The organism is Iodobacter sp. CM08 (assembly GCF_033446605.1).
Lineage (GTDB): Bacteria > Pseudomonadota > Gammaproteobacteria > Burkholderiales > Chitinibacteraceae > Iodobacter.
The window spans coordinates 55,186-76,511 of sequence record NZ_JAWQUO010000008.1; the positions used below are offsets into that span (position 1 = coordinate 55,186).

Here is a 21,326-nt window from a genome sequence, read left to right on the forward strand (position 1 = left end):
GTATCGCATGTTTAAAGAATTCAAAGAATTTGCAATGCGCGGTAACGTAATCGACTTAGCCGTCGGTATTATCATTGGTGCAGCTTTTGGCAAGATTGTTGATTCGCTGGTTAAAGATATCATCATGCCGCCTATTGCCATGCTGATGGGCAAGGTTGATTTTGCTAATTTGTATTTATTATTATCCGAGGGTAAAACCCCTGCCCCTTATGCCACCCTTGATGCTGCGCAAAAAGCTGGGGCGGTCACGCTTAATTACGGGGTATTTATCAATGTATTGATCAGCTTTGTGATCGTAACATTTGCCGTTTTCTTGGTGATTAAAGGCTTAAATAACCTAAAGCGTGAAGAAGCAATTGCCCCTGCCACGCCCGCCGCTACACCAGAAGATATCGAGCTATTACGCGAGATTAGGGATTTACTAAAAAAATAACCGCGCATAAGCAGCTATCTTTTAATGACGCCCCATTTCTGCTACTAAAGAATGGGGCGTTAACTTAGAATGAGCTAGCTTTGCCCACGTGGATTCACGACGTGGGCAAAAAACTTGCCACTCTACAAATGCCTACCTGATTATGTCTCTTGCTCATTTTTTGGCGTTTGTCTGAGAATATCACCGTAAATAGAGTGAACTCGTAGGGGCGCTGCTTGCTGCGCCCTCGCTGAACAGGGCGCAGCAAGCAGCGCCCCTACAGTATATTGGCCTATATGCAATACATAGCTTTGTTTGAGAAAGAGACATAAGCAGAAATGCCTAAATGAATGAATTGAAATGATTCTACTCTGCGCCTTAGTTAAATCGCCCATGACTAAAGCACAAAGCTCAGCAAATAAATTAAAGTTTTTACATACAAAAAGCGCTAGCTTTTCAAACTAACATCCTCCCTCGCACATAGCGCATCAACCTTTAGCAAGGGGCTCACTTCAAGTTTTATGCTTTCAGCAGCTAGCACAATGGGCTCTTCAGCCATCTGCGGCTTGCCTGCAATGCACACCTTATTACGTCCAGTGCGTTTAGCCTCTAGCAAGGCCATATCTGCGGTGCGCACCAGCTCATTAAACTCTATAGGGCCAAAAGCCGCTGCCAAACCAAAACTTGCTGTAAACACGGGCAAGCCCGCAATCGCAATTCGGCACTCTAAAGCAGCACGTACCCTTTCTAAACCACACAGTGCTCCCGCTTCATCGGTATTTGGAAACACCACCACGAACTCTTCCCCCCCAAAACGCCCCACAATATCACCTGGGCGCAGAGCTTCTTTCAACACTCTAGCAAACAAGCGTAAGGCTCTGTCCCCCGTATCATGACCATAACTATCATTTAAGCGCTTAAAATGATCAATATCAGCAAAGGCAACACAAGCCGGTTCGGGCAAGCCCAGCGCGCGTGCCGCTTGATTTTCTAAGCTGCGGCGATTCAGCAAACCCGTTAAAGGATCGGTACGGGCTTGCAATTGCGATTCGCTCATGACTCGCAGCACGCCCAAGCGCATACCTGCATGAGCGGCAATGGCAGAAGCACGCTGCATTTCTGCCTCATCAGGCAACTGCCCCGCTGGCCCAATCAAATGCAATATCCCCACACCCTGCCCAATGCTAGTGAGTGGAATACACACCGCCGAGCAATCACCACTTTCCCTGCCACGCATATAGCGACACACGTCTAAAGCGGAATTATCATTAAACTTTTGCACCTGCCCACGCCGAAACGCAAGACACTGCACCGGAGACTTCACCCCACAGCCGCAACTGGCATTGTAATTTTGACTCTGGGACATAATCGCAAGATGCGCAGTACTGGAGTCAGACATCATTAAGGCTGTAGCATATTGAGGCAAGCCCAGCTCAATCGCTTCTGACACAATACTGGCAGCATCACTATCCGTTTCTGCCAGCTCTAAGGCGCGATGAACCGTTGAAGTAAATTCTTGTAAATCAGCATCGCGGATTAATTTTTGTTCACGCTGTAGCGTAATTCTGCGGAAGCGCCCACTGATCGCTAAGGCGAGCCAAATCACTAAGGGGATGGCAATCAGCAGCGAAACCAAGATCCAACGCCCTAAATCTCGGACAGTAGCAAAAGCTTCTTCAGTATCTTGCCTAACCGCCACTCCCCAGCCGTAGCCAGCAAAGCCCAAAGCGCCTTTGGATGCGGCAAAGCCAACCAGCTCTTCCTTGCCACGGTTTACTTCTGTTAACACGCCATTGTTGCCCTTGATTAAGGCCTGCACCGCTGGCGAATTTTTTGCCAAAGCTTTAGAGCCAAAAGGCTCGCCATGTGAATCACTCAGCACTCGGCCTTGCTTATCCACCACTTGCAAATGAATTCGCTTATAGCCACTTTGACGTAGGCGGTCTTCGGCAGAATGCGTAATCGCACTAACCACCCGCTCATAAGAAGCAAAATTAGCCCACACCCTAACGATTTTTCCTTGCTCATTCACAATAGGAGACACAAATAACAGGCTAATTTCAGGCTGTCCCAAGGCCGCCTCTAGCAGCGGGTCTTTAGCGGCATCCGCAAAATAAGTCTGCCCTGCCGTGAGCCCGCCACTGCTTACCTGCTTAAACCATGGCGTCTCTGCCACACTACTACCCAATAGTTTTTCTCTAGCAATACGCCGCCCATCACCGCTTACGGTATTCGCAGCCACAATTTTGCCTTGCATATCCACGGCAATCATCAAATCGTAAAAGCCATACGCCCTTACATAAGCATTTGCCGCCGCTGCGGTGGTTTCTGGCGAGCCACGCACCGCCGCATTGAGTGCAATCATTTGCACATCACCGTAGCGTTCAAATAAATTTCTATCGATTTTGTCGATCACGCTTTCGGCCTGCCCAGCCAAATACAGCCCCGTTTTTTCACGTAAGCTTTGCTCACTGCGCTGATACGCCAATCCCCCCGTCAATAAAAGGGGCACTAAACCCAGCAAGAGCAAGCCCCATAATAGCTGCCGCCCCAAGGTATAAATCTGCGCATGCGGATCAGGCTCCGCCCTCTTTGCCTTAGGCAGCAATGCAATATTCATCACCCATACCCCTGCAAACGCTTACAATAAAAATACAAACAAAACAAGAATAACCAAGTCTATACAATGTAGACCATGTAAATTAATTCACATTACTTACTCAATAAACAAGCAGATACCAAGTACGTGTAGATATTAAAAGCCAAACGCCAGCCCCTTTTAGCCAATCAAAGCACATAAGGGTTAATAAAAGTAATTTTCCCCAAATTCACGGCGGCCAACTGGCTGATTTAAATCGCGTTGATAGACCATCTAGCCCTACGCACGTCTTCTCTTTTTCATGAGTATTTTGCTTACTCAGCCCCTGCAAACGCTACAATACGGCCATGAACAGACCCATTCACTTACGCATCCGCCAATTTATTTTGGACGGCATTAAAGAGCGCCGCTTTTTACCTGGCGCAAAAATCCCTACTGAAGCCGAGCTGGTGCTGCAATTTGGGGTGTCCAGAATGACCGTGAATAAGGCGGTCCGTGATTTGGCATCTGAAGGCGTGCTGATCCGCTTTGCTGGAGATGGCACTTATGTGGCCGAGCGCAAGGCTGAATCACCGCTATTGGATATTAATAATATCGCCGAGGAGATCCAGGGCCGTGGCCATCGCTACCGCGCTGCCATTATCTTGCAGCGCGCCGAACCGGCTTCTGCAGAAGTGGCGCTCTGGCTGGGGCTGGCTAGCGGTGCCGAGTTATTTCATTCCGTCATTGTGCATTTTGAAAACGAAATGGCGATTCAGATTGAAGACCGCTACGTTAACCCAGCCTTTGCTCCTGATTACTTGCAGCAAGATTTTAGCAATGAAACACCGAACGCCTATCTGATGCGCAGCTGCCCACTATCTGACATCGAGCACACGGTAGAAGCGGTGCTGCCTACATCCGCCGAGCAAGCACTGCTAAATATCAACGAAGGCGAGCCTTGCCTGCGCGTACTGCGCCGTACTTGGTCACACAAGCACCTTGTAAGCTTTAGCCGCCTGCTCCACCCTGGCAGTCACTACAAACTGCGCTCACAAACACGGGTAAAAAAACAAGGCTGATTCAGAGACAATCTGCAAAATGCCTTCCATTGCGCCATCTGTATGGCTCTTGCCACGTAAAAACACCTCAAGCACATGGAAAAACGCCATATGTTTGAGGTGCTTAGCCTGCATAAGCTTGCTAGGTTTAAATCAATCAACCCACCACAGGAATCTTGCCGATTTTAGCCTGCCAGATTTTAGGCGCAGTGGCGTGTACCGAAACACCCTGTGAATCTACCGCTACCGTCACCGGCATATCCACCACGTCAAACTCGTAAATAGCCTCCATACCCAGATCAGCAAAGCCCACTACGCGGCTAGCCTTAATCGCTTTGGATACCAGATAAGCAGCACCGCCTACGGCCATTAAATACACCGATTGATGCTTTTTGATCGCTTCTAAGCCTGCAGGGCCACGCTCTGCCTTGCCAATCATGCCTAGCAAGCCGGTTTCGGCCAGCACCTGCTCGGTAAATTTATCCATACGCGTAGCGGTGGTTGGGCCAGCGGGGCCAACCACTTCATCACGCACTGGATCAACGGGGCCAACGTAATAAATAAAGCGGCCAGCAAAATCCACCGGCAGTTTTTCGCCTTTATTCAGCATCTCCACCATGCGTTTGTGCGCGGCATCGCGGCCGGTGAGCATTTTGCCGTTTAATAACAACGTTTGGCCTGGCTTCCAGCTGGCAACGTCTTCCCGCGTGACGTTGTTTAAATCAACACGCAGTGCGTCTGCGGCTGGCGTCCAAGTCACATCTGGCCAGTCTTCCAGCTTAGGTACTTCTAAAACAGCGGGGCCAGAGCCATCCAAGGTAAAGTGCACATGGCGGGTAGCCGCGCAGTTTGGAATCATGGCGATCGGCAGGCTAGCCGCGTGGGTTGGATAGTCTTTGATTTTTACATCAAGAACCGTGGCCAAGCCGCCAAGACCCTGCGCGCCAATCCCCAACGCGTTTACTTTTTCGTACAGCTCAATACGAAGTTCTTCAGCACGGGTTTGTGCACCGCGCTCGATCAGCTCTTGGATATCAATGGATTCCATCAGCGCTTCTTTGGCCATCACCATGGCTTTTTCTGCCGTGCCGCCAATGCCAATCCCCAACATACCCGGCGGACACCAGCCCGCCCCCATCAGCGGCACAGTTTTCAATACCCAATCCACAATCGAATCAGAAGGATTAAGCATGGCAAATTTAGATTTGTTTTCTGAGCCGCCGCCCTTGGCTGCAATATCAATTTCTACCGTATTACCTTCCACAATCTCAAAGTGGATCACGGCGGGCGTATTGTCTTTGGTGTTTTGGCGCTTACCTGCTGGGTCTTGAAGAATAGAAGCACGCAGTTTGTTATCTGGGTGCAGATAAGCACGGCGCACGCCTTCGTTGATCATATCGCTAAGGCTCATGGTCGCGTCAAGCCACTGCACCTGCATACCGACGCGCACAAAACAGGTAACGATGCCGGTATCTTGGCAAATAGGGCGGTGGCCTTCGGCACACATGCGGCTATTAGTTAAAATCTGCGCAATCGCATCTTTGGCGGCAGGGGATTCTTCTTTATCGTAAGCTTTACCTAAGGCTTGGATATAGTCTTTAGGGTGGTAGTAGCTAATGTATTGCAAGCTATCACTGATGCTATCGATTAAATCTTGCTGGCGTATCGTTGTCATCTCTAGGCTCCCTGTATGCGCGGGCTTTTACTAAGAAGCCCCAATTGTAGCGCAAGCCTGCCAGTGAAAAATATTGGCGCAATCAGCCAAATCTAAATTTGCCCCAATATCATCTAGATGCAATACACTTCCATTACAATACCTTTTATCATCCTTACAAACTAGATACCTATGCTCGACCGAGACTCTGGCACCGCCCTTTGGCGACAAATTGAGTTAATCCTAGCGAGTGATATACAGCATAAAGTTTTGCGCGATCGGCTGCCCAATGAAACTGATCTAGCCGCACGCTTTGCCGTTAATCGCCACACGATACGCCGTGCATTACAAGCCATAGAAGCGCAGGGCTTGGTAAGGATCGAGCAAGGGCGCGGCACTTTTGTTCAAGAAGAGCTGATTGATTATCGCCTAGGCAGACGCACACGCTTTTCGCATAGCTTACAAAAACAACAGCTTGCAGGCCGTAGCCGCATCTTAAAAAGCCAAGCCGAGCCAGCTTCTGAAGATATCTGCCTACATTTAGGCATTACCAGCAATAGCGAAGTGCTGCATATCGAGGCCTTAGATATTGTGGATGATCGCGTGGTGGGGCTGTGCCACCAATACTTTCCCCTACCCCGCTTTCACGGCTTTGATGCCATCTACAATAGCGTTGACCATATCGACCAAGCTTTGCAACAATTTGGCATTCATCATTGCCAGCGCAAATCGTCCCGCATCAGCGCCCGCCTGCCAGAGACCGGCCAAGCGCAGATGCTGGCACAAACCAAATTTCAGCCCTTGCTCTGCGTAGAAAGCATTTACACCGATGCCCAGCATCATGTGATTGAGTACGGCATCACCCATTTCACCGGCGATGCAGTACAACTTTATATCGAAGCCGAAACATTTTAAGCATGCAAACAACCCCTTTACGCCGCTTTATTGCACTCGATCAGCCATTAGGCTGGCTAGAAGACATCAGCGTGCAGTTTTTATCCCAATATGAAGCGATCTGCATCACGCCCGATAGTTTTACATTAGACCCTCAGCTGAATACCCAAGAAGTAGCGGCTTGGCTCTACAAAGCCGCCCTAGACATGCGCGCCGCAGGCTTAATCAAAGGCTGGCGCAATGAAAACTACAGCGTATTTTCCCCCACCCCAGAGGGCGATCTTGACCTTAGCCACCCCCTGTTTGAGCTAGAACGCGCAGCTTTTAGGCGCTTTGGCCTCACCAGCCGCGCGGTGCATATCAACGGCTATACCAGCGCTGGGGAGCTATGGATAGGCCAACGGGCCAGCAGCAAAGCCACCGATCCCAATCGCTTAGATAATTTGGCGGCGGGTGGCATTAGCGCAGGCGAAGCCATCTGGGATTGTATGATCAGGGAATTAGCTGAAGAAGCGGGTGTGCCGCTATGGATCGCACAAAATGCCAGCTACCAAGGCAGCATTCGCAGCACGCGCGTGGAGGCAGATGGTACGCAAGATGAGATCTTGTATATTTATGATCTACTGCTGCCTCAAGATTTTGTGCCTAACAATAGGGACGGAGAAGTGGCAGAATTTAGGCTTTACCCCTTTGCAGCAATAGATGCAGCGCTAGTGCATTTCACCGCAGACGCCGCCTTGGTTACGCAATCCTTTTTAAAGCAGTTACGCTAGAAAACCATGTTTTATGCTGCGCCTAGCCTGCAAGATCTATCAGGGGTCCACGCTAAACCTGAGGCGGTGGCGAGGGCAAAAACGGTAGCCAAAAATCCAAATCATACTTCCACCACGCATGCCCCCCCATGGGCGTGCGCCGACCATTTACCTCATAGTAATAAGCGGGTTTTAATTCCATTGCAAACAAAGAAGCCGTAATTTCATTAGGGATAATAAAATCAATAGATAAAGCACCCATATAAGAAAAAAACAAATCCTCACTTGATCCTGTATTTAAAAACACCGAAACCGCCACAGGGAATTCATTTAATAAAGAGAGGCACTTATTGACTCGACGCAAGCTTAAACCACCATTGCCTACATAAACCTTAACCCGTTTACCAAACTCGCCTTCAAAGCGGCCAAGATTGACAAATAACTCATTGCCATCTGGCCATGGTGCGCCAATATAGTCAAAAGACTTATTAAGCCAAACATCTAAATCATCGCGTAAAATAATGGCATCGGTTTGCAGAATAAGTAAAAACTCATAGCTGATAAACTGCTGATAAAAAAAATCAGCCAGCAGCAGGCGATTATAGCCAGCGATACTGGCAAAATAATGGCTATCAAATAAAATAAACTCTATCGCGGGATAGCGAGTCTGATAGTAAGATCGGAGCATATTTTTAGGTGCAATAAAACGTATATTCCGCCCAGCCAGATTTTGCAGCGAAACATCCAGCGAGTATTGCTCAATCAAAGAAAGCTCGCCCTTATAAAGCGGAACCAGCACCAGCAACTTATCCGGCATAGAATAAACCTTGCCCATATGAATATGCAGAATCAGTCTGCTTATTCATAAAATAATGCCCTGTATGGCTAGCCAATTTTAATCTCCAGCATCTCTGCTGCGTAGCTCAGCATTTGCCTAACACTTTGATCGCCATGATGCTGCTGCAATGCAAATTGGTGTCGGGCCAGTATGCCATCACGCCCGCCTTCATTAAATAAGCGATTCGCCTGCTCAACCACCGCCTGCGGCGCAATAATATCTGCAGGAGAATAAAAAACAATATGCTCACGGCTAATTGTATTCACTGGTGGCAAAAAGCGTAAAGAGGCAGGCACTAAAGGAATACCACCGCTAATTAAGGCATCAAAAATACGGATAGGCACATCATTTAATACCGGCGCAATCCAGTGTGCGGTATGTGCAGTCCATTCATTCAATCTATCACTCGCAGAGCGGCCATGAAAAGTGTGGCTGCTAAAACCAATAGAAGGATAATGCTGGCTTAAAGTAGAAATCATCTGAATTCTAAAACTAAATCTAGCATAAGGAATATGCATTCCTAAAGGCTGGGCCGAGCGCTCCGCATTTAAAATACCATGTAGGTTTTCATTTAAAAACTGACGTGACCACTGCACGCATGAGCAATAAACTGGCCCAGCCGTTAGCCAATTATAGCGGCTTAATAAATATAAATTTTCATGGTGTGCTGGGGAATAAATATCTGAATGTGCGGCTAAAAAAGTACTGACATCCAGCCAGTGATGATTATCCCAATCCCAGCCAATAAATAATGTTGCCGTGCACTCATCAAAAAAATCCGCATAGGCATTGCGCAATACATCGGTGCCCACATCATTATTATTGACAATAACAATACAGCCCTCAAGCTGCGCTTTTTTCTCTGCACGCTGTTGTTCATTGTCTTCCTGAAAAAAAGCTTTATCCAGAATGCCCGTTTCTATGCCGCTTATACTGCAATTAAACCCTGCTAAATTAGCACTCAACCAGACTTTTTTAACTGCGTTTTTTTCAAAATGCGCTTTAATTAGGCTGACTCGGGCTGCTTTTGCTGCCGCCAAATAAAAAAATGAATCGTGTTGAGCATTGCTGATATATTCATTCGCCTGCCTAGCTGGCAAATCACGGTCTGATAAGCGGGAAAAAAGCGTCTGAATAGGATTCAATTTTCAGTCCTTAAAATCAAATAAGAAATCAAACCAGCACCGTTTTAAAATATGCAATCGTTTCTTTTAAGCCATCTTCCAGTGAAACACGGGGCGTCCAGTTTAATTTAGCCTGTACAAGACTGATATCTGGTTTACGCTGGCGCGGATCATCCTGCGGCAGAGGTTTATAAACAATTTTTGAAGTAGAACCCGTTAGTTTTAAAACCGTTTCTGCTAGCTGCAGCATCGTAAACTCGCTAGGGTTACCTACATTCACTGGGCCGGTAAAATCAGCGGGGCTATCCATCATTCTGAGCATGGCTTCAATTAAATCATCCACATAACAAAAGCTGCGCGTCTGCTGCCCATCACCAAACATAGAGATCTCTTCACCCCTTAATGCCTGCACAATAAAATTGCTAACTACCCGCCCATCATTCGGGTGCATTCTTGGCCCATAGGTATTAAAAATACGAATCACTTTAATATCTACTTTATGCTGACGGTGGTAATCAAAAAATAAAGTTTCAGCGCAGCGCTTTCCCTCGTCATAACAACTACGTATACCAATTGGATTCACCCGCCCCCAATATTCCTCGGGCTGTGGATGTACATCTGGGTCACCATAAACTTCGCTGGTTGATGCTTGCAAAATACGTGCTTTTACCCGCTTGGCAAGGCCAAGCATATTAATTGCGCCATGCACGCTGGTTTTAGTTGTTTGTACTGGATCATGCTGGTAATGAACGGGGCTGGCTGGGCAGGCTAAATTAAATATTTTATTTACTTCAATATATAAAGGGAAAGTCACATCATGCCGCATCATTTCAAAGTGAGGATGATTAAATAAATGTGAGACATTACGCTTACTTCCCGTATAAAAATTATCAACGCAAAGTATATCGTCCCCCCTTTCTATTAAACGGTCACACAAATGAGAACCTAAAAAACCGGCACCACCGGTCACTAAAATTTTATCCATAACGGCCCCTGAGCATTGTTTTAACGCGCTGTTATTTACCCTGCACTCTGCCCTGCCAGATAAGGGTTGGTATCTGTCCTTAAAAAGCGCCATTCCGGATTTTGTAAAGCCAGCATATCAAACAGCTCTGCCGTAACCGTGCTTTTAAAAAATACCGCTTGAATATAATTAGCCTTCAACGCACCATTTTTAACGGCATCAGTGGCCTCTGCCACTTTTATTTGTGTTTCTTCCCAGATTGGGTCACCTGTGGTGCAAAATGCAAATTCACAATTAGGGATATAAACATCTACCATATGCTTGGTTGCTATCCCTCGGATATTTAAGCCATAGGCAATTTTTTCTAATTCACGCCCTGAATACTGATAAACATAATTACCCACCGATTCATAATGCGGGCTGCTTGCATCTGAGCGGCAAGGAAAATCAACCCATGGGTCCTGTGGCTCAATAATTACAATGCCATAGCGCGCCACCCTAAAAAACTCATAAATAGCCGCATAAGGGCGGCTCATATGATGCAGAGCTTCTTTGCACAATATAAAATCAAATGAATTATCGGCAAAACTCAGCGCCTCGGCATTTTCAATACAATAATCATTAATATGCCCTGCTGCTCTGGTTTGCTTAAGCACGGTATCGTCTAAATCACTGGCTAATACGTCGCTAAAGCCTGCCTGCAATAAGCGCCAAGCATCTGTCCCTGCACCGTCCCCCACCGTCAGCCAGGCATATTTTTTTAAGCTGTTGAATATATCAAGCACAGGGGCAAGCAATTGAGTATGCCGCCAGTAATTCACAGTGCCGGGTGTCCACCATGAATCATAAAGAGAGCGGTGATGGGCATCGCCCATAAACTCTGACCAGTGCTTTTCATGAATTTCATTCATTGACATTGTTCAGACCTGCCTGCGCTTAGTATTAGAACTTGCGCTCTAAAATAAAAAAAATACCGCTATTAGAAAAGTCTTTTCTTCCAGGATATTGTTTTTGTAATTGCTGTTTCACCAAATCAGGCACCGGCACTTCATAAATCGCTTGGCTTTGCAAAACAGTAAAACCGCTACGCTCAACCATCTCTATATAATCATCAATAAAAAATCGGTTGATATGAGGCGAGTTATAAACAAAATAAACAATCTCTCTTGCTGTTTTCTCATCGCATTTTCCACACAGCAAATCATATAATTCCATAGGGCGAAAAAGTAAGTGCCCCCATGGAGGAATGGGGGAATTACCAAAGCTCCAGTGATTACCTGCGTCATCCACAATCTCAGGTAAATGGTGTCCGTTATAACAAGACCACACAGGAGCAAACATCGTAAAAAGCTTTCCCCCCGGCACCAGCGCCCTTCTCATTTTATCCAGCGCTAAAGGCAGGCGTGCAATATGCTCAAATGCAGCAATAGAAAATATTAAATCAAACTGCGATTCCATCTGCTCAGGCAGATCTTCAATATGGCCATAAAAAATATTGTAATTTTTATCCAGCAGAGCTGGTGTTGCACTGGAAAAAAGTATTTTCTGATTATCTTCAATGGGCGGGGTACCCAACACATAGCCAGTGCTTAATGTTTCTTTCCAATAATCCAGCTCTTCAAGCGCAGTCCACTGTGCAGCGCCAAGCTCTTCTATAACGAACCTTTGCGGCAGGCTTCCCCCTACTTCCAATACTTTTTTGCCATGAAACCCAACCGTCTGCTGTGCAAAAGAAGCGTATTCAATATGGTAGCTTAAGCCAAATTCTTGCTGTAATTGTTTTACTTTTTCAGCATCCATCATTGCCTTTGCACCCAATATAAAATGAAAAGTTTTATTTAATTAATTCAACTTTTTGCATCACAGTCAGCAAATGAGGTCCGCGCCATTCCTGCAACTTTATTTCAAATGCGCCATTAAAACCATAACCCGCAGCCCAGCGATTAACATTATCAAAATAGGCTTGAAAGGTTTGATCGGTAATAATATTAACGTGGGTAGGATCACGAAAAGCTTCAGGGTGAGGATAAGCAGGGGTAAAGGATAAAAATTGCCCCCCTATTTTAAGCACCCGATAAACTTCGTTCATGACTTCTACAAAAGCATTTCTGCGATCAGGCACGTAGATAACACGGGGAATATGTTCTAAAAAATCATGGGCGGTTACAAAATCAAAATAGCCATCTTCAAAAGGGATAGGCTCTATCACTAAATCTGCACATTTAATATTGGCATCCAGATCTTCTCTTACATCAATGCCAAACACCTCATCGGCATTAAATGGGTTTTTAGGGCTGGGCCCACAACCAATATCTAGGCTTCGTGACATAGTGTCTCCTTGTTTTTTAAAACATTAGCTATAGCGTGAGCCAGTATTGCCGCTTAATGACTTAATTCGTCTTTATACTCACCCAGCTGCTGCACTCGCCACATGGCGATATAGGTGTTTTCTAAATTCTGACAAAGCCCTTTGGTATCAAATAATGCGAAGTTGGCTTTATTATTGATCAATTTTTGTTTTACGCTAGTTAATTGTTCAGGGTTATTCGTTAATTGTAGAATAAGTTTTTCATATTCCTCTAGGGAATGGGTGACCAGCTCAGGTAGGCCAATTGCATGCAGCAGGCTTCCTGCCACGCGGGATGGAAATGAATTGCCCATATACGTCACCACCGGTAAGCCTGCCATCAGGGCATCAGCGGCGGTGGTATGCGCGTTATAGGGGTGGGTATCGAGGAACACATCAGCTTGGCGATAGCGGGCAAGGTGGTCTTCCACCAAAGGTACTCTATTAGCAAATACCAGCCTATCTGCAGCCACGCCTCTTAGTTCAGCCTCTTTACGCAAATTGCGCTGGGATACTTCCCCCCTAGACATCAGCCACAGCACGCTGCCAGGAACTTGGCTGAGCAGCCGCATCCACACATCGAACACCGGTGGGGAAATTTTGTAATCATGGCTAAATGAGCAAAACACCACGCCCGTTTCTGGCAAGCCGCATTCAGCCCGCGTGGGGGTGCGCTCAGCTATTTGCACGCTGCTATCGGTAGGTAAATAGGTATCAGGTAAATAAACCACCTGCTCCGTATAAAAAGGCTGATGCTCTGGCGGAATAATATGCCGATCGGCAATGATATAGTCCACATAATCAATGCCCATTGTGCCTGGATACCCCAAGTAATTCACTTGAATAGGGGCCGGCCTAAAGCTCAGAATATCGGTACGGGTATCTGAGGTATAGCCGCCCAAATCCACCACGATATCAATTTCCATATCCCTTAGCATTTGGGCTACTTGCTCTGAGCCCATTTCCCGCACATCAATAAATTGATCGAATGCATTTAACATTCGCGCCCGTAAGCGGCTTTGATCATCAATCCCTAGCGAGATGGCAATGATTTCAAAGCGTGATTTATCATGCTGCTCAAATACCCCCGCCATTAAATGCCCAACGGGATGTTCACGCAAATCTGGGGACAAATATGCTAAACGTATTTTTTTATGCCGATAGCGCTCCCCCTGCCAAAATGATTTACTATTTTTGGGGCAATATTGATTAGCAAAAATTTGTGCGGCTAATAAATGATCTGCAGCGCTATCGGATACCGACATAAAAGCAAGCGATTTGCACGCAGTCTGCCCCGCTCTTAGCCCATCAGTAATCTGCTCGCATGATTGTTTGAAGTCACGCCAATCACAGATATGCATGCGCTCATAAAAAAGCAAACCCAAGCCATAATTGTAATCGGGTTGGATTTTAAGTAAGCGCTCAAATAAGGCAATCGCTTGCTCACTTTGCTTAAACTCGGTGAGCATAATGCCGCTATTACCTAGGGCAGAAACATGATCTGGATTAATCGCTAATATTCTTTGAAATCTTTCTAATGCATCTAAATGCCGGTACATGCCTCTAAGCAACACACCGCTATTAAGCAAAACGCTTACATCATTGGGATCTAACTCTAAGGCGGCATCAAAGCACTTTAATGCCGCTTCTTTATCTCCCATGGCTTGCACAATAGAGCCTTGCAAATACTTTAGTAAAGCAAACTGAGGGGCGGCCTCAATACCACGCTCACTGAATTTTAATGCTTGCTTCAACTCGCCAGCATTCAATGCAATTAGCCCTAATGAGTATAATGCTGCGGCATTATTTGGCTCTAAATCTAATATTTCATTAAACAATGCACTGGCTTCCTCAATATTTCCTTGGTTTTGAAAAATAATTGCGCTATGCAGTTTTTCAGAAATTGGCATTGTTAGACTCTTTTGTATTCATATAATATGATTATATTTAAACGAGCTTTTTACTGTAATGAAATTTAATCTGGAATAAACCCAATCAAGGCTCTCTAATCGCCTCTTCCATTGCTTTAGTTAAAGGCCAAAGTAGATAGGAAATAACCGAGCGTTTACCTACCACAATTTCTGCAGAAAGCGTCATCCCAGGCAGCAACCTAGATTTATCTTTCATATTTTTTAGCTTGGCATCGCCAAATACAATATGGCTAATATAAAACGCCTCTTGCCCCGCTGTAGCAGATTCATTTCTAAATGAATCTTGGCTAATCGTGCGCACTTTGCCCTCTAATGCGCCATGTTTTTGAAACGGAAATGCATCCAGCTTCATATGTACTGGCACTCCCTCTTTGATATAGCCAATATCAATGGAATCAATTTTCACTTCAACCTCAAGCTGTGCCCCCAAGGGAACCAGCGTAAACATTTGTTCAGCTTCCCTTAGTACAGACCCCTGAGAAAGCTTACCTACATCCAAAACAACGGCATCCACTGGCGAAACTAAGGTCACCAACTGCTTACGTTTATCGGCCTTTTGAAGTTGCTCATTCACGCCATCCCGCTCTCTGGTTGCGGCCAATAAGTCTTCCATCACTTTTTGCCGCCAGCTGTTTGAAAACGCTGATTTATCTGCACGTAAGGCGCCCATTTCACGCAGCAGCTCGTTTTCTTTATTTTGTATTTGCACCAAATCACGCTCAACTTCTAAGCGCCGATCCCTCACCTCCAATAAACGCAGCTTTGAATCATATTGCTGCAGCAAGGCTTTTTCTTGCATCGCCTCGATTTCATTCATCGATTTCAGCCGTTTCGACAAGACCACCCTATCATTACGATTGGTTTCAATTGCCGCAGCTAAGCGGGCGACGTTTTGCTCTAATTTAGAAACTTGAGAGCGATAATTAGCTTGCCGTTCAGTTAAAAGCTTGGCTTGTAGCAAGGTATCGGCATCTATATTTGCATTGCTAGTGGTTTTGCCTGAAAGCTCTGATTGATAGCTGGCAATCTGCGTATCCAAGCTTTGTAAGCGAGTACGTAGCTGTGCATCATCAGCATGGGCAAACGTAGGATCTAATGTTGCCAATAGCTCACCTTTTTTTACCACTTGCCCCACCCTTACTTCAATCGTTTGAATAATCGAGGTTTCAAGCGGCTGCACCACAATATTAGGCAATGGATTCACTAGCCGCCCATGCGCCACCACAATTTGCTCTACCTCAGACAAATTGGCCCATAAAATAGCGCTAATAAATGCCACCAATAATACAAGCAAGGTGCTGCGCACATAGCGCGGCAAGGGGCTTTGCTCTATTTCATCGGCATCGGGTAAAAACTCGATCACCGTCGAGTTTTTTTTGCCTTTTTTAATTACAGGTGGCTTGTTTGTTGATGCCATAAGTGTTGGTATGTCTCACATCGAGTCAATAATTCTTCGTGGCGGCCGCTATCCATCAGCTCACCTTGCTGCATCACCAAGATAGTGTGTGCATTCACCAATGTAGATAGACGGTGAGAGATCATCACCACGGTTCTACCCACGGCAATCTTTGAAAGATTGCTAATAAAAATGGCCTCACTCTCTGGATCTAATGCACTGGCAGCTTCATCTAAGATCAAAATTCGAGGTTTAGCCAATAGCGAGCGTGCAATAGACAAGCGTTGTTTTTGCCCGCCAGATAGATTGGATGCATTTTCTTCTAATAAGGTGTCGTAGCCCTGTGGCAAACGCTCGATAAACTCCGCTGCGCCAGAGGCTTCACATGCCGCGACAATATCTTCAAATGAGGCATCGGGCTTGGTAACAATCAAGTTTTCACGCACCGTGCCACGGAATAAAAAGTTTTCTTGCAACACCACGCCTATTTGTCGGCGCAAATGGGGTAGTTCAATCTCACGCGCATCCATGCCATCAAAACGCACAATCCCCCCTTGTAAGGGATAGAGCCCTTGAATGAGCTTGGTTAAGGTGGTTTTTCCAGAGCCGCTGCGCCCTACAATCCCCACCACCGCGCCTGCAGGAATCGTGAAGCTAGTATGGTTTAACGCGGTAGCCGTAGCGCCTGGGTAACGAAAACTGACTTCATCAAATTTAATTTCACCCACCAATTGTGGCCGCAATCCCCCCGCCCCTACGCGCCCTTCTGGTGGGCGATTCATCACTTCGCCCATCATTTTTACGGCTAAAGAGGTTTCTTGGTATTCATTGACCAAACCAACCAGCGCAATCAGCGGCTGCACGACTCGCCCAGATAGCATTTGAAAACCAATCAAAGCCCCCACCGTCAGGGTTTGATCAAAGACATCTTGAGCACCAATCACAATAATGGTGACGGGCAGTAATTTTCCTAGAAAATCAGTGATTGAATTCCCAAAAATAGAGATCTGCCCTACTTTAAAATGCATGCTAATCGCTTCTGCCGAACGCTGATCCCATAAGCGGCGTTGCATAGGCTCAATCGCCAAGGCTTTTACCGTACGGATGCCATGAATGGTTTCCACCATCATGGCCTGCCGTTGGCCTTCAGCTGAATAAAGTGCATTTAGGCGACGCTGAAAAGGCGGCACCATCGCCATAACAATGCCAGCAATGAGCGCAGTAAATAGCAATACAATCAGGGTGAGTTTGCTTGAGTACGAAAATAAAATGGGCACAAAAATAATTAAAGACAGTAAATCTAAAGAGGTAAAAAACAATTTTCCGGTTAAAAAGCTGCGTATTTTTTCGAGTTGCTGCATATGCCGTGCAACCACCCCTGCCGATGTACTTTCAAAATAATCAATAGGCAAAGAAAGTAAATGCCCAAAAGTACGCCGCGTAAGCTTCATATCGATTTTATTTGTTGCGGCCAGCGTAATAATTTGCCGCAAAAAGCCAAATGCAGAATCAAAAAACAGAGCAAGCACAATACCCGCAGCCAACACCCACAGGGTGGCTACGCTTTGATGGGAGAGCACTTTATCAATCACTAATTGAAAGAATATAGGGGAAGCAAGGGCTAAAAAATGCATCGCTATTGCTGCAATAAAAATATCGCGAAATGCGGCTTTTTGCTTAAGAATTTCTGGAATAAACCAACGTAAACCAAAGGGCTGATTTGGGTCTGCTAATTTATGTTGGCGTTTAGCAAAAAAAACATCCCCTTCCCAACGAGCGCAAAAGGTGGCTTGATCCTCTAATATCACCGCAGATTGGCTGGCGGCGGGGTCAATCAGGGCAATTTTACTCAAGCCATCGCTGTCTTGGCGAATCCCCACCACAATCACCGCATGATCAAAAACTGTACGCGCAATAAGTGGAAACACACCCGTTTGCGCTAACAATCCTTCCCAAGTTAGTTTTTCATTTTTGCCCTTAAGCCCAATATCGCTTGCAATGCGCACTAATACAGCAGGAGCTGGCTCTTCATTGCCCAAGGCATATTCATCAATCAACCGTTCAGGATTGATTTGTAAGCCATGATGCTGAGCAATCGCAGCTAAGCACTGGATAACGGTGTGTTGTGCGTTAATTGGCATTTTTAAACGCTAGATGATTTAACAGAGAACGTGCAACGAGAAAGAATAAGCAATTTTCATTTTCATGAAACGCTATTTATTTTTGTAAAGATCAATTTAGCATAGATTATCTAAGCGCTATTTATAAACATTAATATTTTATAAATAAAAAACATCTTTAATACACAAAGACAAAAACGGCAAGATGATCAACATCTTGCCGTTTTTATATGCTAGCTAAATCTACCCAAAATCACCGACTATAAGCTATTTAGAAGCCAAGATTCCTCCTGGCTGAGGCGTTGCTAGAGCATTCAAACGCAGCGTTTGATCGCTTGATGCCATTGGTGTAAGTGCCCCTCCAATCTGTTGCCCATTTGCATCAAATTGTTTCAGCACATCGCTCATTTGATTGACTGCCGTTCCTAGGGCCATGGCAGGAGGTGTATCAAGCGCCGCATCAATTTGTAATTTAGCGGTGTCTTTACCCACCCCAGCCTGAGCGCTTTCTTCAAAGGCAGAAATCGCTTGCACTAAATCAACCACCCGGCTGCGCATATCTGGCTCAACGGCTGGCGGTTGATTGGAGGTATCCGCAACAAACCAAACATCAGCTGCCGCATGGCTACTGCCATCATTCGACTCGTAGGTAGATTTAAGCCCAATGTAATTGCCGTTGTCTTTTTCGCTGGTTTTACTTACATCCAGATTGAGTTTAGCAATGGCCAAGGAATCCAGCGTTTTCAGCTCATCAGCTTGGCTTACCCCATCTGCATTGCCATCCACCCAGACACGTAAATCAGAGAAGTGAGCATCATTGCGATCAACCACCCCATTACCATCGCTATCTAGCTCGGCCAGAGCGGCATAACCATCCTTCGCCTTGCTACCATCGGCCATCACCGTGGAGGTACCAAATAGCTCTTTACCATCATTGATGCTGCCATCATGGTTGCGATCCATCACAAGCAAGCCGTCTCCTCCTCCTACCCAGCCAGTTTGGGTTTTAACACCACTGGCAAAGAGATCGAATTTCACCCCGTTCTCAATACTGCTCGTGCTTACGCCATTACCATTCAAATCAAGAATAATTGGGCTACCCAAGGCCAAGTGAGAAATTTGCTCGGTGGTAAACGCCCCAATTTGTGACGATGTCATCACCATAACCTGAGTCGTAGTCATGGCTGCCACTTGAGTGGTTAACAACGCTTGAATCTGAACCGTGCTAATCGCAATCACTTGCTGAGTATTAAGCACCGCAATTGCACTGGTTCTTAACACGGCTAGATCTGCCGTTTCGAGTGCGGCAATACTATCCGTCGACAAGGCAAGCACTTGGCTTGAAGTTAACACCGCCGCTTGCGCAGTCGTTAACGCCACAGCCTGTGCCGAGGTTAAGGCATTCGCTTGTTTTGTAGTCAGCCCAACAAGTGCAGAAGTTGTTAACGCAGCAAAATCTGTGGTTTCCAGTGCGGCAATATTATTAGTTGAGAACGCAGCAACTTGACTGGAGTTAAGCACTGCCGTCTGCACTGCGGTGAGAGCAACAATTTGATCGGTTGTGAAGCCAGTCGCAAAACTTGCTGCAGTTAAGGCCACCACTTGATCCGTAGTAAACACGGCCACTTGAGCAGTCGTGAAGGCTTTCACTTGCGCAGTACTTAATGCTGCAATGCCGCTGGTTCTTAAGACTTGTAGATCGGTCGTTTCCAGAGCAGCAATGCTGCTGGTGGAGAGTGCGGCGATTTGGCTGGATGATAGTGTTGCAGCTTGATCTGTGGTCAGAGCTACAGTTTGATCGCTAGTCAATACGCGTACTTGGCTGGTCGACAAGGCGGCAATCGAGCTGGTGCTCAAGACGGCTACATCACGGGTTTCAAGTGCGGCGATATTGCTGGTGCTGAGCGCGGCCACTTGGCGTGAAGTTAAGACCGCAGCTTGGGCGGTATTCAGCGCTACCGCTTGATCAGTAGTTAAGCCTGCCAAGGAAGCAGTGCTGAGGTTGACGGCTTGATCGGTGGTTAAGTTGTTTACTTGATCGGTGGTCAAGGCCTTAACTTGCGCACTGGACAAGACAGCAATGGCGCTGCTGCTAATCACCACTAAATCACGGGTTTCTAGCGCAGCGATATTGCTGGTGCTCAAAGCTGCCACTTGGCGAGTAGTCAAGACGGCGGCTTGTGCAGTATTCAGTGCAACCGCTTGATCCGTTGTCAAGCCTGCCAAGGAGCTAGAGCTTAAGTTCACCGCTTGATCGGTGGTGAGATTCGCCACTTGATCTGTGGTAAAGGCCTTGACCTGCGCACTAGAGAGAACAGCAATGGCACTGGTGCTAATCACCGCTAGATCACGGGTTTCTAGGGCGGCGATATTGCTGGTGCTGAGTGCGGCCACTTGACGTGAAGTCAATACAGCGGCTTGAGCTGTGGTCAGTGCCGCAACTTGATCGGTACCTAAACCACTGGCCACCACGCTGGTGCTCAGTGCCACCACTTGATCCGTCGTCAAATTAGCGACTTGGGCGGTAGTAAAGGCTTTGGATTGCGCGGTGCTTAATGCTGCAATACCGCTGGTTCTTAAGACTTGTAGATCGGTGGTTTCCAGAGCCGCAATGCTGTTGGTGGAGAGTGCAGCAATCTGGCTGGACGACAACGTTGCAGCTTGATCTGTGGTCAGAGCTACAGTTTGATCGCTAGTCAAGACACGCACTTGGCTGGTCGACAAGGCGGCAATCGAGCTGGTACTCAGCACGGCTACATCACGGGTTTCTAGAGCGGCGATATTGCTGGTGCTGAGCGCGGCTACTTGGCGTGAAGTTAATACCGCAGCTTGGGCGGTATTCAGCGCTACCGCTTGATCAGTAGTTAAGCCTGCCAAGGAACTGGTGCTGAGGTTGACGGCTTGATCGGTGGTTAAGTTGTTTACTTGATCGGTGGTCAGGGCCTTAACTTGCGCACTGGACAAGACGGCAATGGCGCTAGTGCTGATCACCACTAAATCACGGGTTTCTAGGGCAGCGATATTGCTGGTGCTGAAGGCCGCAATTTGGCGAGTGGTTAAGACCGCAGCTTGGGCGGTGGTTAAAGCTACCACTTGATCAGAGGTTAAGCCTGCCAAGGAGCTAGAGCTTAAGTTTACCGCTTGATCGGTGGTGAGATTCGCCACTTGATCTGTGGTGAAGGCTTTGACCTGCGCACTAGAGAGAACAGCAATGGCACTGGTGCTAATCACCGCTAGATCACGGGTTTCTAGTGC

General features: G+C 46.6%; 16 protein-coding genes. 4 read left to right on the forward strand and 12 right to left on the reverse strand.

Annotated elements, in window-relative coordinates:
- The first annotated feature begins 7 nt into the window (after positions 1 to 7).
- On the forward strand, positions 8 to 433 hold the full coding sequence (gene mscL / locus R6242_RS05990; RefSeq protein WP_293935692.1) for a large conductance mechanosensitive channel protein MscL: 426 nt from the start codon (positions 8 to 10) through the stop codon (positions 431 to 433).
- Positions 434 to 860: 427 nt separating this feature from the next.
- Here mscL and R6242_RS05995 read toward each other — a convergent pair whose 3' ends face one another.
- A complete protein-coding gene (locus R6242_RS05995; protein WP_318425010.1) occupies positions 861 to 3,032 on the reverse strand; it encodes a diguanylate cyclase in 2,172 nt (723 codons plus the stop codon).
- Positions 3,033 to 3,358: 326 nt separating this feature from the next.
- Here R6242_RS05995 and hutC point away from each other — a divergent pair, with 326 nt between their 5' ends.
- On the forward strand, positions 3,359 to 4,072 hold the full coding sequence (gene hutC / locus R6242_RS06000) for a histidine utilization repressor (RefSeq protein ID WP_293935690.1): 714 nt from the start codon (positions 3,359 to 3,361) through the stop codon (positions 4,070 to 4,072).
- A gap of 136 nt (positions 4,073 to 4,208) precedes the next feature.
- On the opposite strand, the gene R6242_RS06005 is transcribed toward hutC, so the two are convergent.
- Entirely contained in the window at positions 4,209 to 5,726 is a 1,518-nt protein-coding gene (locus R6242_RS06005) for a fumarate hydratase (protein ID WP_318425012.1), read from the reverse strand.
- Between the two features lie 171 nt (positions 5,727 to 5,897).
- Here R6242_RS06005 and phnF point away from each other — a divergent pair, with 171 nt between their 5' ends.
- Together phnF and R6242_RS06015 are read left to right on the forward strand one after the other, a co-directional pair.
- Positions 5,898 to 6,620: a phosphonate metabolism transcriptional regulator PhnF gene (phnF, locus tag R6242_RS06010; RefSeq protein WP_293935688.1), complete on the forward strand. Its 723-nt coding sequence runs from the start codon at positions 5,898 to 5,900 to the stop codon at positions 6,618 to 6,620.
- A gap of 2 nt (positions 6,621 to 6,622) precedes the next feature.
- Positions 6,623 to 7,372 carry an NUDIX hydrolase gene (locus R6242_RS06015; protein ID WP_318425015.1) on the forward strand — a complete coding sequence of 250 codons (750 nt, stop codon included), beginning with the start codon at positions 6,623 to 6,625 and terminating at the stop codon, positions 7,370 to 7,372.
- A 52-nt stretch (positions 7,373 to 7,424) separates the two neighbouring features.
- On the opposite strand, the gene R6242_RS06020 is transcribed toward R6242_RS06015, so the two are convergent.
- The 10 genes from R6242_RS06020 to R6242_RS06065 form a co-directional block, all read right to left on the reverse strand.
- Positions 7,425 to 8,168 carry a DUF5672 family protein gene (locus R6242_RS06020; RefSeq protein WP_318425018.1) on the reverse strand — a complete coding sequence of 248 codons (744 nt, stop codon included), beginning with the start codon at positions 8,166 to 8,168 and terminating at the stop codon, positions 7,425 to 7,427.
- A 68-nt stretch (positions 8,169 to 8,236) separates the two neighbouring features.
- Positions 8,237 to 9,334 (reverse strand): hypothetical protein, encoded by a 1,098-nt coding sequence (locus R6242_RS06025; RefSeq protein ID WP_318425020.1) that lies wholly within the window; start codon positions 9,332 to 9,334, stop codon positions 8,237 to 8,239.
- Positions 9,335 to 9,362: 28 nt separating this feature from the next.
- A complete protein-coding gene (locus R6242_RS06030; RefSeq protein ID WP_318425022.1) occupies positions 9,363 to 10,298 on the reverse strand; it encodes a UDP-glucuronic acid decarboxylase family protein in 936 nt (311 codons plus the stop codon).
- A 35-nt stretch (positions 10,299 to 10,333) separates the two neighbouring features.
- Positions 10,334 to 11,194, reverse strand: coding sequence for a class I SAM-dependent methyltransferase (locus R6242_RS06035; protein WP_318425024.1), 861 nt, complete (start codon positions 11,192 to 11,194; stop codon positions 10,334 to 10,336).
- Between the two features lie 25 nt (positions 11,195 to 11,219).
- On the reverse strand, positions 11,220 to 12,080 hold the full coding sequence (locus R6242_RS06040) for a methyltransferase domain-containing protein (protein WP_318425026.1): 861 nt from the start codon (positions 12,078 to 12,080) through the stop codon (positions 11,220 to 11,222).
- A gap of 31 nt (positions 12,081 to 12,111) precedes the next feature.
- Complete coding sequence (locus tag R6242_RS06045) at positions 12,112 to 12,606, reverse strand: class I SAM-dependent methyltransferase (RefSeq protein WP_293935681.1); 495 nt, start codon at positions 12,604 to 12,606, stop codon at positions 12,112 to 12,114.
- Positions 12,607 to 12,659: 53 nt separating this feature from the next.
- A complete protein-coding gene (locus R6242_RS06050) occupies positions 12,660 to 14,534 on the reverse strand; it encodes a tetratricopeptide repeat protein (RefSeq protein WP_318425029.1) in 1,875 nt (624 codons plus the stop codon).
- Positions 14,535 to 14,619: 85 nt separating this feature from the next.
- Positions 14,620 to 15,972 carry an HlyD family type I secretion periplasmic adaptor subunit gene (locus tag R6242_RS06055; protein WP_318425031.1) on the reverse strand — a complete coding sequence of 451 codons (1,353 nt, stop codon included), beginning with the start codon at positions 15,970 to 15,972 and terminating at the stop codon, positions 14,620 to 14,622.
- On the reverse strand, positions 15,945 to 18,092 hold the full coding sequence (locus tag R6242_RS06060) for a peptidase domain-containing ABC transporter (RefSeq protein ID WP_318425033.1): 2,148 nt from the start codon (positions 18,090 to 18,092) through the stop codon (positions 15,945 to 15,947). Before R6242_RS06060 ends, R6242_RS06055 begins: the two co-directional genes overlap by 28 nt.
- Before the next feature lie 246 nt (positions 18,093 to 18,338).
- A partial coding sequence (locus R6242_RS06065) for a beta strand repeat-containing protein (protein ID WP_412099664.1) occupies positions 18,339 to 21,326 on the reverse strand: 2,988 nt, incomplete at its 5' end.

Bases quoted from the DNA above. Each gene is read 5' to 3' on its own strand.
- mscL (WP_293935692.1), top strand. From the start codon at position 8: ATGTTTAAAGAATTCAAAGAATTTGCAATGCGCGGTAACGTAATCGAC.
- R6242_RS05995 (WP_318425010.1), bottom strand. From the start codon at position 3,032: ATGAATATTGCATTGCTGCCTAAGGCAAAGAGGGCGGAGCCTGATCCG.
- hutC (WP_293935690.1), top strand. From the start codon at position 3,359: ATGAACAGACCCATTCACTTACGCATCCGCCAATTTATTTTGGACGGC.
- R6242_RS06005 (WP_318425012.1), bottom strand. From the start codon at position 5,726: ATGACAACGATACGCCAGCAAGATTTAATCGATAGCATCAGTGATAGC.
- phnF (WP_293935688.1), top strand. From the start codon at position 5,898: ATGCTCGACCGAGACTCTGGCACCGCCCTTTGGCGACAAATTGAGTTA.
- R6242_RS06015 (WP_318425015.1), top strand. From the start codon at position 6,623: ATGCAAACAACCCCTTTACGCCGCTTTATTGCACTCGATCAGCCATTA.
- R6242_RS06020 (WP_318425018.1), bottom strand. From the start codon at position 8,168: ATGCCGGATAAGTTGCTGGTGCTGGTTCCGCTTTATAAGGGCGAGCTT.
- R6242_RS06030 (WP_318425022.1), bottom strand. From the start codon at position 10,298: ATGGATAAAATTTTAGTGACCGGTGGTGCCGGTTTTTTAGGTTCTCAT.
- R6242_RS06035 (WP_318425024.1), bottom strand. From the start codon at position 11,194: ATGTCAATGAATGAAATTCATGAAAAGCACTGGTCAGAGTTTATGGGC.
- R6242_RS06040 (WP_318425026.1), bottom strand. From the start codon at position 12,080: ATGATGGATGCTGAAAAAGTAAAACAATTACAGCAAGAATTTGGCTTA.
- R6242_RS06045 (WP_293935681.1), bottom strand. From the start codon at position 12,606: ATGTCACGAAGCCTAGATATTGGTTGTGGGCCCAGCCCTAAAAACCCA.
- R6242_RS06050 (WP_318425029.1), bottom strand. From the start codon at position 14,534: ATGCCAATTTCTGAAAAACTGCATAGCGCAATTATTTTTCAAAACCAA.
- R6242_RS06055 (WP_318425031.1), bottom strand. From the start codon at position 15,972: ATGGCATCAACAAACAAGCCACCTGTAATTAAAAAAGGCAAAAAAAAC.
- R6242_RS06060 (WP_318425033.1), bottom strand. From the start codon at position 18,092: ATGCCAATTAACGCACAACACACCGTTATCCAGTGCTTAGCTGCGATT.